The organism is Stenotrophomonas sp. AS1, assembly GCF_048957655.1.
GTDB classification, from domain to species: Bacteria; Pseudomonadota; Gammaproteobacteria; order Xanthomonadales; family Xanthomonadaceae; genus Stenotrophomonas; species Stenotrophomonas bentonitica_A.
The window spans coordinates 238,956-254,157 of record NZ_JARVXM010000003.1; the positions used below are offsets into that span (position 1 = coordinate 238,956).

At 66.0% G+C, this 15,202-nt stretch carries 11 protein-coding genes and 1 pseudogene; 5 read left to right on the top strand and 7 right to left on the bottom strand.

Annotated features, from left to right (window positions below):
- Positions 1-110: 110 nt before the first annotated feature.
- From PV764_RS05350 to PV764_RS05360, 3 genes are all read left to right on the top strand, one after another.
- A complete protein-coding gene (locus PV764_RS05350; protein WP_174704342.1) occupies positions 111-2,219 on the top strand; it encodes a M13 family metallopeptidase in 2,109 nt (702 codons plus the stop codon).
- Positions 2,220-2,439: 220 nt separating this feature from the next.
- Complete coding sequence (locus PV764_RS05355) at positions 2,440-5,532, top strand: TonB-dependent receptor (protein WP_019182639.1); 3,093 nt, start codon at positions 2,440-2,442, stop codon at positions 5,530-5,532.
- 202 nt (positions 5,533-5,734) lie between these two features.
- Positions 5,735-7,747 carry a M13 family metallopeptidase gene (locus PV764_RS05360; RefSeq protein WP_046273319.1) on the top strand — a complete coding sequence of 671 codons (2,013 nt, stop codon included), beginning with the start codon at positions 5,735-5,737 and terminating at the stop codon, positions 7,745-7,747.
- A gap of 102 nt (positions 7,748-7,849) precedes the next feature.
- Here PV764_RS05360 and PV764_RS05365 read toward each other — a convergent pair whose 3' ends face one another.
- The 7 genes and pseudogenes from PV764_RS05365 to PV764_RS05395 all read right to left on the bottom strand — a co-directional run bounded on the left by PV764_RS05365 (position 7,850) and on the right by PV764_RS05395 (position 13,475).
- Entirely contained in the window at positions 7,850-8,524 is a 675-nt protein-coding gene (locus PV764_RS05365) for a rhomboid family intramembrane serine protease (protein ID WP_019182637.1), read from the bottom strand.
- Positions 8,525-8,613: 89 nt separating this feature from the next.
- Entirely contained in the window at positions 8,614-9,066 is a 453-nt protein-coding gene (locus tag PV764_RS05370) for an MGMT family protein (RefSeq protein WP_421116267.1), read from the bottom strand.
- Entirely contained in the window at positions 8,973-9,893 is a 921-nt protein-coding gene (locus tag PV764_RS05375; RefSeq protein WP_026069690.1) for a DMT family transporter, read from the bottom strand. The genes PV764_RS05370 and PV764_RS05375 overlap by 94 nt, the downstream gene beginning before the upstream one ends.
- A 261-nt stretch (positions 9,894-10,154) precedes the next feature.
- Positions 10,155-11,510 carry a glutathione-disulfide reductase gene (gene gorA / locus PV764_RS05380; RefSeq protein WP_019182634.1) on the bottom strand — a complete coding sequence of 452 codons (1,356 nt, stop codon included), beginning with the start codon at positions 11,508-11,510 and terminating at the stop codon, positions 10,155-10,157.
- Positions 11,507-11,647 (bottom strand): annotated as a pseudogene (locus tag PV764_RS05385) (amino acid dehydrogenase); the annotation flags it as partial. The pseudogene PV764_RS05385 and the gene gorA, both read right to left, overlap by 4 nt.
- Positions 11,648-11,664: 17 nt before the next feature.
- On the bottom strand, positions 11,665-12,912 hold the full coding sequence (locus PV764_RS05390) for a DUF418 domain-containing protein (protein WP_019182633.1): 1,248 nt from the start codon (positions 12,910-12,912) through the stop codon (positions 11,665-11,667).
- An 83-nt stretch (positions 12,913-12,995) separates the two neighbouring features.
- Positions 12,996-13,475, bottom strand: a complete 480-nt coding sequence (locus PV764_RS05395) for an FKBP-type peptidyl-prolyl cis-trans isomerase (RefSeq protein ID WP_019182632.1) — start codon at positions 13,473-13,475, stop codon at positions 12,996-12,998.
- 111 nt (positions 13,476-13,586) lie between these two features.
- Between PV764_RS05395 and PV764_RS05400 the strand changes: the two genes are divergently transcribed.
- Both PV764_RS05400 and PV764_RS05405 read left to right on the top strand, forming a co-directional pair.
- A complete protein-coding gene (locus tag PV764_RS05400) occupies positions 13,587-14,126 on the top strand; it encodes a C40 family peptidase (RefSeq protein WP_019182631.1) in 540 nt (179 codons plus the stop codon).
- 131 nt (positions 14,127-14,257) lie between these two features.
- Positions 14,258-15,034, top strand: a complete 777-nt coding sequence (locus PV764_RS05405; RefSeq protein ID WP_421116268.1) for a C40 family peptidase — start codon at positions 14,258-14,260, stop codon at positions 15,032-15,034.
- Positions 15,035-15,202 lie beyond the last annotated feature (168 nt).

A 15,202-nucleotide genomic window follows, 5' to 3' on the forward strand; every position in this document is an offset into this window, starting at 1 on the left:
GCCATGACCTTCGACACCCTTGCAGGCCGGGCCGGCGGCGTATCGTCTGGCCCACAGGCTCTTCGGGGCCATTCCTGCACGACTTTTCCGGCCTGGAGGCCAATCACGTGATCGCACGTACACCCAAACTGGTACTGCTGACCCTGGCCGTTTCGGCCGCGCTGGTCGGCTGCGGCAAGAACGAAACCCCGGCCACGGACAGCGCAGCCTCCACCGCCGCGCCGGCGGCCCCGGCCGCCACCGAGTACAAGCTCGACGAGAGCAAGCTGCCGGCCTACAACGCCTTCCACCCGTCCGATCTGGACACCAGCATGGACGCCTGTGGCGCGTTCGGTGACTACGTCAACAGCAAGTGGCTGGCCGCCAATGAGATCCCGGCCGACCGCACCAGCTGGGGCGCCTTCACCATCCTGGACGAGCGCTCGGTCGCCGTGCAGCACCAGCTCGCCGAGCAGGTCGCGGCGGTCAAGAATCCGGCCGGCATCGAGAAGATCGTCGGCGATTTCTGGGCCACCGGCATGGACGAAGCCAAGATCAACGCCCAGGGCATCGAGCCGATCAAGGCCGACCTGGCCGCCATTGACGGCCTGCAGGACAAGGATGCGATCGCCAACTACCTGCGCACCAGCGCCGCCAAGGGCGAGAACGTGCTGTTCGGCTTCGGTCCGGAAGCGGACTTCAAGAATTCCAGCATGAACCTGGCCTACGCCAGCCAGGGCGGCCTGGGCCTGCCGGACACCACCTATTACACCGACGCCAAGAACGCCGACAAGCTCAAGGCTTACCAGGCCCACGTGGCCAAGGTGCTGGAACTGGCCGGCGTGGCCACGGCCGACGCTGAGAAGCAGGCCGCCGATGTGGTCAAGTTCGAAACGCGCCTGGCCAAGGCGTCCAAGTCCAGCGTCGAGCTCTCGCGCGATGTCTCGCTGTTCTACAACCCGGTCACCGTGGCCGACGCGGACAAGCTGACCCCGAACTTCAGCTGGACCGAATTCTTCAAGGCCCAGGGCATCGCCGCCCCGGAGAAGTTCTCGCTGGCCATGCCCAGCTTCCACCAGGAAGTGAGCAAGGCACTGGGCGATACCGATCCGTCGGTGTGGCGTGCCTACCTGCGCTTCCACACCGTGGACAGCGCCTCGCCGTACCTGGCCGATGCCTTCGTCAATGAGAACTACAACTTCTACGGCAAGACCCTGAACGGTCAGAAGGAGCAGAAGCCGCGCTGGAAGCGCGTGCTGGGCACCATCGAAAACGATGCCGGTGATGCGTTCGGCCAGCTGTACGTGAAGGTCGCCTTCTCCCCCGAAGCCAAGGCCAAGATGGAAGAGCTGGTGAAGAACCTGGCCGCCGCCCTCAAGGAGCGCATCCAGGGGCTGACCTGGATGAGCGATGAGACCAAGGCCAAGGCCATCGCCAAGTGGGAAACCTTCACTCCGAAGATCGGCTACCCGGACAAGTGGCGTGACTGGAGCGGCCTGACCACCGGCCGCGACAGCTACCTGGGCAACGTCCGCGCCGCCAATGCGTTCAACTACAAGTTCGCGCTGTCCAAGATCGGCCAGCCGGTGGACAAGACCGAGTGGGGCATGACCCCGCAGACGGTCAATGCCTACTACAACCCGCTGCAGAACGAGATCGTCTTCCCGGCCGCCATCCTGCAGCCGCCGTTCTTCGACCCCAAGGCCGATGACGCGCTGAACTACGGCGGCATCGGTGCGGTGATCGGCCACGAAATGACCCATGGTTACGACGACCAGGGCAGCCGCTTCGGGCCGACCGGCAACTTCGAGAACTGGTGGACCGAGGCGGACACTAAGAACTTCAGCGGCCTGACCGGCAAGCTGATCAAGCAGTTCGACGGTTACAAGGTGGACGGCCAGCCGGTCAACGGCAAGCTGACCCTGGGCGAGAACATCGCCGACCTGGGTGGCCTGGCCACCGCCTACGACGCCCTGCAGAAGGCCTCGGCCGGCAAGGAAGATCCGAAGGTCGACGGCTTCACCCGTGACCAGCGCTTCTTCTTCAACTGGGCCACCGTGTGGCGCACCAAGTACACCCCGGAGAACATGAAGGTCCGTCTGGCGACCGACCCGCATGCCCCGGCGCAGTTCCGCGCGATGGGTGCCCCGTCGAACCTGCCCACCTTCGCCGCGGCGTTCCAGTGCAAGGCCGGCTCGCCGATGGTGCGCGCTGGCGACCAGCAGGTCGTGATCTGGTAACAAGCGCCCTTTATTGAGCGTTACCCATGCAAAGGCCCGGGGAAACCCGGGCCTTTGTCGTTTTCCCGATCTACGGCCGCATGCGTAACGAACGGGTGTTTTTGTCTCTGATGTAAAAATTGAATGACAGAATTGTTGCAACCAGGTGGTTTATTTGATATTCAGCTAACGGGGCTTCATTAAGCACCCGTTAATTCTTTCAATTGAATGGGGGAAGTTGATGATCAAGCAAGCCATGCCGCTTCGTCGGGCCACCCTGACCATCGCGCTGGGGCTGTGCCTGGCCGGGGCAGCGCACGCGCAGTCCGTTACCGGCAATATCTACGGTACCGGCGAACCCGGCAGCACCATCAGCGTGCAGAACCTGGACACCGGTACCAGCCGTACCGTGACCGTCGACCGCAATGGTCGCTACCGTGCCAGCGATCTGCCGAACGGCAATTACAAGGTGACCGTCGAGAAAGATGGCCAGGTGATCGCAGTCCGCGAACGGGTGCAGGTCGTGATCGCCAGTGGCACCGAGGTTTCCTTCTCCGGCACCGGCGTCCAGCAGCTGGACCGCATCGAGGTCAGGGCGACGGCCGTGCCCAAGATCGACGTCAGCCAGACTGACACCCGCACGGTATTCACCTCGGAACAGCTGAAGGAGATCGCGGTCGGCCGTGATATCGCCAGCGTGGCGCTGCTGGCGCCCAGCGTGATTTCCAACGCGAGCTACACCTCCGGTGGCGTCACGGTCCCCAGTTTCGGCGGTGCCGCATCGTCCGAAAACGCGTTCTACATCAATGGCTTCGCGGTGACCAACCCGCTGTCGTCGATCGGCTTCACCACGCTTCCCTTCGATGCGATCTCGCAGCAGCAGGTCCTGACCGGTGGCTACGGCGCCGAATTCGGTCGTGCCACTGGTGGTGTCGTCAACATCGTCACCAAGCGCGGCACGAATGAATGGAGTGGCGGCGGTTACGCCTACTGGAGCCCGGAAACCCTGCGTGCAAGCCCGCGCAACAGCAACTTCGCCGATACCGGTTTCTACGGTGCGGACAATCCGGATCCGACCAAGCGCACGGATGGCCAGCTGTACCAGCTGCGGAACAAGAACCAGAGCTGGACCCAGACCACCGGCGCTTACGTCGGCGGCCCGATCGTCAAGGACAAACTGTTCATCTACGCCAATGTCGAGGTGACCAAGCGTGAGGGTGCCGGCGTGGCATCGACGAGCCAGGCCGCTGCAACGACCACAAACGCATGGCAGGAATACTCCTACGAGTATCCGCGTTGGGCAGCGAAGATCGATTGGAACATCACTGACAATCACCTGCTTGAGTTCACCGGCATCTCCGACGTCACCAAGTACGACAGCGCCGGCTATACCTTCAACTACGCCGATTTCACCCACGGCAACGAGCAGAACGCGGGCACGAGCAATGAGGACAAGTCCAAACTGTACATCGGCAAGTACACCGGCTATCTGACCGATGACCTCACGGTGTCGGCGCTGTACGGCACCCAGAAGATCGATCACAGCCAGAATCCGTGGGGCTACGATCCGGCCTGCCCGCGCACGTCCGCCGTGGCGACCGCACGCGCACCCGGCATTCCGGCCGCAAACTATGCCGGCTGCTGGACGGCCGCCACGGTCAACGTCCCCGGTGCTTACGACGAAACCAAGGGCTGGCGCCTGGACGTGGGCTATCGCCTGGGCAACCATGACCTGCGCGCCGGCCTGGATGTCATGGAAGCAGAGTCGTACACCGGCAGCGAGTACGGCGGCGGGTTCATCTGGGTGTACAGCCGTTCCAACAACCCCAATGCCGCCATCGATGCTTCCCACGGCGTCGGTTCGCCGGCCTCGGCCGGTGGCCTGGGCAGCCAGGGGTACTACGTTCGCCAGCAGTACTACACCCAGATCGCCAAGGTAAGAACCGAACAGTCCGCGCAGTTCCTGGAGGACCGTTGGCAGGTCAGCGACAACGTCCTGCTGACGCTGGGCCTGCGCAACGAGACCTTCAAGAACTTCACCAGCGCCGATGAGGTGTACGTCAAGCAGGACAACCAGTGGGCACCGCGCCTGGGTGGCGTCTGGGATGTCCATGGCGATGCTTCGTTGAAGCTGTTCGCCAATGCGGGCCGTTATCACCTGGCCCTGCCCAACAACGTTGCGGTCCGCGCGGCCTCCGGCTCGCTGTATACGATGGAGTACTTCACCTATACCGGCGTTGCTGCCGATGGTACGCCGACCGGACTGGTCAACGTTCCCGTCGATCCGAGCCTGGGCTATACCTGCCCCGGCAACCCGAACGCCATCTCCTCCAACCTGGAATGCGGCGATGCACCCGATCCGCGCACGGTTGCCGCGGTCGACCTGAAATCGCATTACCAGGACGAATTCATCGTCGGCATGGAACAGGCCTGGGGCGAGAACGCCGTATGGGGTGCCAAGGTGACCTACCGTGACCTGAAAAGTGCGATCGATGACACCTGCACCCCGGCACTGGGAGGCGGCTGCTTCATCTTCAACCCGGGGGTAGGCAACACGTTCTGGGAAGAGCAGGCCGACGGAACGCTGGCCAAGCACACCTACTCCGCCGCCGAACTCGATCTGCCCAAGCTCAAGCGCCGGTACTACGCGGTTGACCTGTTCCTGGAAGGCTCGATCGGTGAAAGGTTCTACGGCAAGGTGAATTACACCTTCGCCCGCAACTACGGCAATACCGAAGGCCAGCTGGCATCGGATCTCGATACCGGCGCGGGCGGTCAGACCGACGTCTCGGTGACCCAGGACTGGGATCTGCCGCAGCTGATGGTCGGCGCCAATGGCCCGCTGCCGAACCACCGTGCGCACCAGATCAAGGCCTACGGTTCCTACCGGATCACGCCCGAGTGGCGCGTCGGTGGCTCCCTGCTGATCGATTCCGGCCGCCCGCGTTCGTGCACCAGCTATTACCCGACTGCGGACCAGGGCCTGTACAACGGCGCGTACTACCACTTCTGTGGCCTGGCCGGCAGCGGCACCGCCCCGGGGAGTGCCGGCTACATTCCGCCCTCGGCTGACTACCGGTTCTCGCCACGCGGCGACAACGGCACCACGCCGTGGGGCTTCAACCTCAACCTGTCCCTGGCCTACACGCCGAACTGGGCGGACAACAAGTTGAGCCTGCAGGCGGACGTTCTGAACGTGCTCAATCGCCAGGTTGCCGGGTCGTACTACAGCAATTACGCGACCGACCGGGTGACCCCGGATCCGCGTTACAACCAGCCACTGAACTACAACTCCCCGCGCCAGGTCCGCCTGAGCGCTCGATACGACTTCTGATCCACCCTGCAGGGCCCCGGCCACCTGGCCGGGCCCTGGTTGGCTTGGCCGTGCTCTCTCCTGCCCCGCTCCGGCGGGGCTTTTTTGTGCCTCAGCCCCCGCTTGGCCCACGGTGCCGCCTGCCTGCCCTTCCTTGCATGCCGCCATGCATCGCGGCTTGATACACTCGCGCGATCTTCAATCCTCGATGGATTTGCTTTACATGCCCAACTTCCGTCCGCTTGCCATTGCCCTGGGCATCAGCCTGGTCACCCTGGTCGCTGCTCCCGATGCGCACGCCGCGCCGAAGAAGAAGGCCGCCGCGCGTGCGCCGGCCGTCAGCGCCCAGTGCAGCGACTTCTACGAGGCCACCAATGCGACCTGGCTGAAAGCCAATCCGGTGCCGCAGACCGGTGCCACCACCGCACTGGGCCAGCTGGCCGACCGCGCACGCCAGCAGCAGCGTGAACTGCTGGATGGCGCGATGACCGCGCCGCAGGGCAACGTGCAGAAGCTGCTCGGCGACTTCTGGGCCAGCGGCCTGGACGAAGCCGCCGTGGAAGCCGATGGCTCCAACCCGATCGCCCCGCTGCTGACCCGCATCAACGCGATCAAGAAGGCCAAGGACGTGCCGGCCTCGATCGCCGCGCTGCACCAGGTGGGCATCCCGGTGGCCTTCAACTTCGCCCCGGACGTGGACCTGAAGGCACTGGACCGCCACATCGGCTACTTCATGCAGGGCGGCATGGGCTTGCCGGACCCGGCGTTCTACACCCGTACCGATGCCGACACCGTCGCGCTGATGGCGCGCTACCGCACCTACGTCAAGCAGGTGCTGGCGCTGACCGGCACCCCGGCGGACAAGCTCGATGCCGAATCGCAGTCGGTGATCGCACTGGAAACCGAACTGGCGCGCAATGCGCAGTCGCTGGCTGGCATCAACAACCCGTTCAACAACTACGCGCCGATCTCCACCAAAGAGCTCAACAGCCGTTACCGCAACCTGCAGCTGGACGCCTTCCTGAAGGCACAGGGCGTCAATGACGACCTGGTCTCGCTGTCCGATCCGGCGCTGTTCAAGCAGCTCGACGGCATGGTCACCCGGCTCAAGCCGGAGCAGTGGAAGGTCTACCTGCGCTGGCGCGTGGGTGATGCGATGGCCCCGTACCTGTCCAAGGCCTACCGCGACGCCGAGTTCGAGTTCCGCGGCCGCGTGATGCGTGGCCAGACCCTGCCGCCGGCACGCTGGGAGCAGGTGCTGGATGCGATCAACGTCGCCGCCGGCCCGATGGTCGGCCGCGAGTACGCCGCCAAGCATCTCTCGGCCGACGACCGTCGCAAGGCGGCGCTGGTGGTGGACAAGATCCGCGAAGTGCAGATCGATGCGGTCAAGCGCAGCACCTGGATGAGCGATGAGGCCAAGACCGAAGCGCAGGCCAAGCTGGCCGCGCTGAAGATCGAGATCGGCACCCCGCTGCGCGATCTGGACTACACCGTGCAGCCGATGGGCCGTGGCAGCTTTGGCGGCAACATGCTGATCGCCTCGACCTGGCGCCACCGCGAAGAGATGAAGCGCATCGGCAAGGGCAACGCCGACCGTCGCTGGGACGTGCTGCCGCAGCAGCCGGCCCTGGCCTACGACATCGCGCAGAACCGCCTGATCGTCACCGCCGCCGTGCTGCAGGGCCCGGTGTTCAATGCCAAGGGCGATACCGCCGACCTGTTCGGCAGCTACGGCGCGCTGGTCGCGCACGAGCTGACCCGCGCGATCGACGCCAAGGGCGCGCTGGTGGATGCCAAGGGCGAACTGCGCAGCTGGTGGACCCCGGCCGACAAGACCGCCTGGACCCTGTTCGGCAACCGCGTGGCCGCGCAGTACAGCGGCTATGACTACCCGGGCGTGAAGGGCGCCAAGGTCAACGGTGAACTCACCCGTGAAGAGAACCTGGCCGACCTGGCCGGCCTCGAACTGGCGTGGGAGGCCTACAAGGCCGTTGAGCCGGCCGCCAAGCCGGCCGCACAGCAGGGCTTCTTCCGTGCCTGGGCGAGCCTGTGGCCGCAGCAGCTCTCGCCGAACGTCGCCGCCCAGCGCCTGAGCTCGGATATCCTGGCCCCGGGCCGCTGGCGCACCAACGGCCCGCTGTCCAACCTGCCGGCCTTCGGTGCCACGTTCACCTGCAAGCCGGGCCAGCCGATGCAGCGCGTGGACAACGATCAGATCAAGGTCTGGCGCTGAGCCCCGCTGCACAGCAGAAACGAAAAGGGCGCCCACTGGGCGCCCTTTTCATTTAACAGGGACGGAGGTGGTTATTAACTACCTCCGTCCCTGTTATTTGCGTTACTTGATGCTTCGCAGATGGTTGGGCCGCTTCGGCGGGCCCGGCGGTCGCCGGTTGTTGAACGGCGGTTGGCCGCGCCAATAGCGGATCAGCAGCCAGCCGAACAGCATGCCGCCCAGGTGGGCGAAATGGGCCACGCCCGGCTGCCAGCCGGTGGCGCCCAGCATCAGCTCCATTGCACCGAACACGATCACGAACGTGCGCGCCTTCATCGGGATGGGCGGGAACAGCAGCATCACCCGCTGGTTGGGGAACAGCATGCCGTAGGCCAGCAGCAGGCCGAACACACCACCGGAGGCACCCAGCACCGTGGCCGGATCGGCCAGCATCATGCCGACCACCAACTGGCACAGGCCGGCGCCAGCGACACACACCAGGTAATAGGTCAGGAAACGCTTCTCGCCCCAGGTCTGTTCCAACGGCGCGCCGAACATGAAGAGCGCGAGCATGTTGAAGAACAGATGGCCGAAGCTGCCATGCAGGAAGCCATAGGTCAGCAGCTGCCAGGGCTGGAAGTTGCCGCCAGGCGAGAACGGATCGAAGCCGCCGCCCAGGGGCTGCAGCATGAAGGGCTCGAACGTGGCATTGCCGAGCAGGAACGGCTGCTGCAGCAGGAACAGCACGGCGTTGGCGATCAGCAACGCTTTGGTGACGGTAGGCAGGCGGGGAAACATGGGGGCATCCTTTGGAACTGCCTCCATCATAGCCGCAGCACCCCGCTGCGATCTGCGCGCCAGCGCCCGCGTTCAACCCGCAGGCAGCGTCAGCCCGGTCCCCACAGCGCGGCATCCAGATCGTTGGCACCGGCCACCGGCATTCCCTTGACCCGGCCGCGCTCCACCACCACGCCCTCGGCACGCAACCGCTGGCTCTGCTCCTTCCAGCCGGCCGAGCCTTCCGGCATCGCGATGCGGCCGTCCGAGCGCAGCACCCGGTGCCACGGCAGAGCTGGATCGTCATTCATGCCGAGCACGCGTGCGGTCAGCCGCGCCCTGCCCGGCAGCCCGGCCTTGGCGGCGACCTGGCCGTAGCCCATCACCTGCCCGCGCGGAATCGCATGGATCACCGCCAGGATCCGCGCCCGTGCCTGCGCGGCCGGGTCATCGCCCACGGCAGCGGCGTTCACGCGCGGACCCGGCTGACCAGCAGCACGCCGAGCAGGACCAGGGCCGTGCCGAGGATCTGCCACGTTCCCATGGGTTCGTCGAGCAGCCATAGACTCATCACGATGGTGGAGACCGGACCGAGCATACCGACCTGCGCGGCCAGCGACGAGCCGATCCGCTTTACCGCCAGCATGATCGCCATCACGGGCAGCACGGTGCAGACCGTCGCATTGATCAGCGACAGCCAGTACACCGGCGGGGGTGCCTGGCCCAGGGCGGACATCGGGTGCAGCACCGCGAAGTGCAGCACGCACAGCACGCAGGCTACGCAGCTGGCGTAGGCGGTCAGGCGGATCGCACCGATCCGCGCCACCACCTGGCCACTGCCGAACAGATACAGCGCGTAGCTCAGCGCACTGGCGAACACCAGCGCGCTACCCAGCACGATGCGCCCGCCTTCCAGCTGGAGGTCATGGCCGAAGGCCAGCAGTACGCCGAGATAGCTGAGCACCAATGCCGCCACCTGCCAGCGACCGGGGCGCTTTTTCAGCAGGACCAGGCTGATCAGCAGCACCAGCGTCGGGTTCAGATACAGGATCAGCCGTTCCAGGGTGACGCTGATGTACTGCAGGCCCTGGAAGTCCAGCAGGCTGGACAGGTAGTAGCCGGTGAAGCCCAGCCACACCACCCGCCCGCGGTCGCCCCAGGACAACGCCGGCGCGCGCCGTGCCGACCATACCGCCAGCACCGCGAACAACGGAAAGGCCATCAGCATCCGCAGTGCCAGCAGCGTGGTGGCATCCACGCCGTGCCGGTACGCAAGTTTGACGATGACCGCCTTGCCCGAGGCGGCAATGGCCCCGATCGCGGCCAAGGCGATGCCGCCGGCGGCGATGCGACTGGAGGACGTGGGGAGCGAGGAAGCGGGTGACGACATCAGGACGGCGAACAGCCGCACGGAGGCGGCTGGGCAGCAGGTGGGGCGGCCATTGTCGCATGCTGGCGGCGGGTGTTCTGTGCCGGCAGACCCTGCAGGGACGGCGCTCCGAGCCTGTTTCAACGGCGGAAAGGGCTCGGCCGACCGACAGACCCGGCGCCTGCGGAAGGCTGTGCCGCTTCGTGCGCGGTTGCCACGCATGGCGTGGCACTACCCGGATCCCGGGCGCGGCTTCGGCGGCGACACGCCGCTGGCGCGCTTTCAGCGCATCAGTACGACTTCTTCTGCAGAGGTCGGATGGATGGCCACGGTGTCGTCGAACTGGGCCTTGGTCACGCCCATCTTCACCGCCAGCGCAAATCCCTGCAGGATTTCATCGGCGGATTCGCCCAGCAGGTGCACACCGACCACGCGCTCCTCCTCGCCCACGCAGACCAGCTTGAACACGCTGCGCTGGGTGCCGTCGGCCAGCGCCTGCAGCATCGGGCGGAAGTTGCTGCGGTACACGCGCACGTCGCCGTACTTCGCACACGCCTCCTCTTCACTCAGCCCCACGGCGCCGAGCGCCGGATGCGAGAACACCACGCTGGCCACGTTCTCATAGTCCATCTTCGCCTGGGGCTGGCCACCGAACAGGCGGTCCATCAGCTTGCGCGCCGCGGCGATCGCCACCGGGGTCAGGCCGACCTTGCCGGCGATGTCACCCACCGCGTGCACGCTGGGTACCGCGGTGGTCTGCCACGCATCGACCTCGACCTCGCCCTTGTCGCCCACCACCACGCCGATCGCCTCCAGCCCGAGATCGGCACTGTTGCCGCGCCGGCCGGTGGCAAAGAACACGGCATCGAATTGGCCATCCGCGGGTCCATCGTGCCCGAACGCCACAACGGCATCGCCGTCACGGCGCAGCTCGCGCAGGCGGTAGCCGAAGTGGACCTGCACGCCTTGATGGCGCAGATTCTCGGCAAGTTGCCCGGTGAGTTCCGCATCGAAGCGCTCCAGCAGGCGCTCGCCACGGACCAGCAGGGTCACGCGGCTGCCAAGGGCCTGCAGCAGCCCGGCCAGCTCGACCGCGATGTAGCCGCCACCGACGATCGCGACGCGTTCGGGCGCGCTGCACAGGTTGAAGAAATCATCGGAGACCAGGCCAAGCTCGGCGCCGGGAATGTCCGGGCGCTGCGGATGCGCACCGGTGGCGATCAGGATGTGCCCGGCGCTGATGCGTACACCATCGCTGCATTCCACGGTGTGCGCGTCGACCAGCCGACCACGGCGCGGCACGCGCACCACCTTGTTCTCGTCCAGGCGCTTGAGATAGCTGGCATGGATGTTGGCGATATAGGCCTGGCGGTGTACCACCAGTTCTTTCCAATCCAGCGAGGGGCGTACCGGGACATCGAATCCCATCGCCGCGGCAAGGCCGATGCGTGCAGACAGATCGGCGGCCAGCCACATCGCCTTCTTGGGGACACAGCCGACGTTGACACAGGTGCCACCGAGTTCGCCCGGCTCCAGCATCGCCACCCGCTGCCCATGCTGCGCAGCGCGGAAAGCCGCGGCCAGGCCGCCGGAACCACCGCCCAGCACGATCAGGTCATAGTCGTATTGCGTCGTCATTGGCATCGCTCAACTCGGTAAGGGGCAGGATCGATCGCCGGCGCGCGGGCAGTTGATCAGCTCTGCCATCAACCGCCGGTGCCGACGCTCATGCGCATTCCCAGCATGCCATGACCGGCCGCGATCCAGACGTGAGGGGCTGGGCGCGACGGGGTCAGGTCGGGCGCAGCGGCGGCCACTGCAGATAGGTCATCGCGCGCCAGATCCACTCCAGCGGCCCGAAGCGGAAGCAGCGCAGCCACACATGGCTGATGCCGACCTGCAGCGCGAACAGCGCCAGCGCAAAGGGGATCTGCCACAGCCGGGGCATCGCCTCGAACGCGCCCAGTCCGTATCCATAGAACACCCAGGTGCAGACCAGCGACTGCCCGATGTAGTGGGTCAACGCCATCCGCCCCATCGGCGCCAGCAACTGCAGCCGCGCGCGCCAGTGCACGATCCAGGCCAGGTACCCCAGGCACATCAGCAGCCCCGCCAATGCACTCACGGCGTAGGCCACGCCGCCGGCAAGATCCAGCGTGCCAGGGGCCTGGTACGGATGCCAGATCGCACTGCCCAGCATCAACACCAGGCCGACCGGCAGGGCGATCCAGCGCAGCCGCGCATACAGCCGCGCGAACCGTTCCGGCTCGGCCAGCGCGCCGCTACGGGCGAACCAACTGCCGATCAGGAACATGCCCAGCACTTCCGGACCGATCACGAAGATGCCCGAGAGCATCGCGCCGAGGTCGCGCAGGCGTTGGCCGACGGCCTCGCCCCACGTGCCGTGCGCGTACGCCTGCCGTTGCAGTTCGATCGTGCGCTGGGCCTGGGCGATGGCCTCGCGCAGCGGGTCCTGCGCGTGCTCCATGCTGGCCATCCAACTCATCAGTGCACCCAGCACCAGCACCAGCCCGGCCGCGCCCAGGTAGCTGATCGCGCCCATCGCCGGCAGCCAACTGCGCGGCGCTTCGCGGCAGGCGAGCAACAGCAGCGAGATCAACGCGTAGATCACCAGGATGTCGCCGGACCACACCAGCAGCGCATGGCACAGGCCGATCAGCAGCAGGGCGGCGCTGCGGCGCAGATAGAACGGTGCGAACGCGCGGCCAGCCGTTTCGGCGCGCTGCGCCATGACGGAAAAGCCGGCGCCGAACAGCAGCGAGAACAGGGTGAAGAACTTGCCCTGGACCAGCACGTAGATCGCCGCGTCGGCCCAGTAGTCCGCGCCCTGCCAGTGCGGATCGATGCCGGTGAAGGACAGGTCCAGCGGACCGCTGAACGCCTCCATGTTCATCAGCAGGATGCCCAGCAACGCGAACCCGCGCAGGATATCGATGACGGCGATGCGCTCATGCGCGCCCACCGGCTGCAAAGGAGAAGAAGCTGCGTTCACAGGCAATCCGCTGACCAGGTCCGTCATTATGCCGTGCGCACGGCGGCCTGCCGCGGAAACGAAAACGGCCCGCCGAAGCGGGCCGTTGGATCAACGAGGGGGCGCAGCACTCAGTGCTGGTGGCCGCCGTCGCCGTGCACGTGGCCGTGCTCGATTTCTTCCTTGCTGGCTTCGCGCACGTCGACGATCTCGACGTTGAAGTGCAGGTCCTTGCCGGCCATCGGGTGGTTCAGGTCGACGTCGACCACGCTCATGCCGACCTTCTCCACGGTCACCGCGCGCGGGCCGAAGTTGGTCTGCAGCACGACCTGCTGGCCCGGGACCAGCTTGCTGGTACCGAAGTGCTTCTTGGGCACGCGCTGGGTCAGGCCTTCGCGGCGCTCGCCGTAGGCGTCGGTCGCCTTGACGTCCACCTCGAAGGTGGCGCCGGCTTCCTTGTCCATCATGGCGTTTTCCAGGCCGGGGATGATGTTGCCGTGGCCGATCAGGATCGCCAGCGGATCACGGTCCCTGGAGCTCTCGATCGGCTCCTGGCCCTGCTCGGCGACGGTGTAATGGAAACGGACGACGCGGTCTTTTTCGATCTTCATGCGCAACTCTGGTCTGGAGACTGCCGAGGGCAGACGGGTGAGGCGGGTTGTGGCCTGCCGGATACGCCGCCATCATGACGGCCTTCTAAGGTCGCGCATTATCCGGACAACATGCACATGACGCCAGTTTCGCGCCTGACCCGCCTGCCCGGCCACGTGGCCCTGCTGGCGATCATCGCCCTGCTGAGCGCCTGCGGCGGCGGCAAGACCACCCGCCCGGCCCCGCCGCCCGCCTCGGCCCAGGTCTGGCCCAACGTCACCCCCAACGATCCGCAGGCTGCCAACTCGGTGCTGATGCGCGCGATCGGACTGGTCGGCACGCCCTACCGCTATGGCGGCAACACCCCCGAATCCGGTTTCGACTGCAGCGGCCTGGTCGCGTATGTGTACCGGGAAATGCTCGACCTGCGCCTGCCGCGGACCTCGCGCGATCTGGCCGCGGTGCAGGGGCCGAAGATCGACCCCAAACGACTGGCACCGGGCGACCTGGTCTTTTTCGGCGACAGGGGCAACGTCTTCCATGTCGGGATCTATGTGGGTGAAGGGCGCTTCGTGCATGCCCCGAGCACCGGGGGCACGGTCCGGCTGGACTCGCTCGGTGGCCCCTATTGGAAGGACCACTACACCGGCGCGAAACGCGTCCTTAACTAAGCTGAACAGGGGTAAGGTACAAATTTGTGACGCGAATCACATAGCTGTAAACGAAAAATTAACGGAATTTGTACCTAATCACTGCGCTTACACGGCATCATCACCCATCGTTTTTATTCAGTGACCGCCGCGTGACGACAGACGACCTGACTTGCAAAGGCCAGACCGCCGCAACCCGGCGACGTGCCCGACCCGCTTTCCTCGCTGCAGCGCTCTGCCTGGCCAGCCTTCCGGCCTGGGCGCAGTCCGGACCGACGATCGCCCCCGAAGCTTCTGCAACCCCTGTCACTGTTGCCCCCGATTCCTCCGCGCCGGCCAAGCCCAAGGCTGATGCGCCGGCCCGCAGCAAGGCCGATGCCGCTGCCAGCGCCACCCTCGCCGCCCTGCTTCCGCACCTGGCGGCCAACGACACCATCCCCCTCATGGACCGTTCGGCGATGTTCGCCGGCGATCTGAGCCGCCTGCTCGCCAATTACGATGCCAGCACCGGCGCGATTACCGTGGCCGGCGACGCCGCCGAAAACGGCAAGGTCCAGTCCCTGCTGCGCCGTGCGATGACCCTGCTGGGCACCCCGTACCGTTGGGGTGGCACCTCGCCGGACAGCGGTTTCGACTGCAGTGGCCTGGTCGGCTATGTGTTCCGTACCGCGCTGGGCGTCGAGCTGCCGCGTGTCTCGCGCGAAATGGCCCATGACGGCGCCGCCCAGCTGATCAACGATCGCAACGCCCTGGCCGCTGGCGACCTGGTGTTCTTCGGCCGCAAGGGCCGTGTGGACCATGTCGGCATCTATGTAGGTGAAGGCCGCTTCCTGCACGCCCCGAGCACCGGCAAGGACGTCCGTGTGGACAGCCTGGTCAGCGGCTACTGGGGTGGCAAGTTCATGCAGGCCCGCCGCGTCGACCTCTGACCCGCCCTGCGGGACCACCGGATCGAAGGCCGCTGCCCTGCAGCGGCCTTTTTCGTTGGGCCGCGGCAGTGGCCGCTGATCGCCCCAACCCGCGTTCCCTTCTCTGTCACGGTCTTTTTCCCGACCGGCGACGCGCCCGGCGCACACGTGCTGCGGCGGGGGACGGAC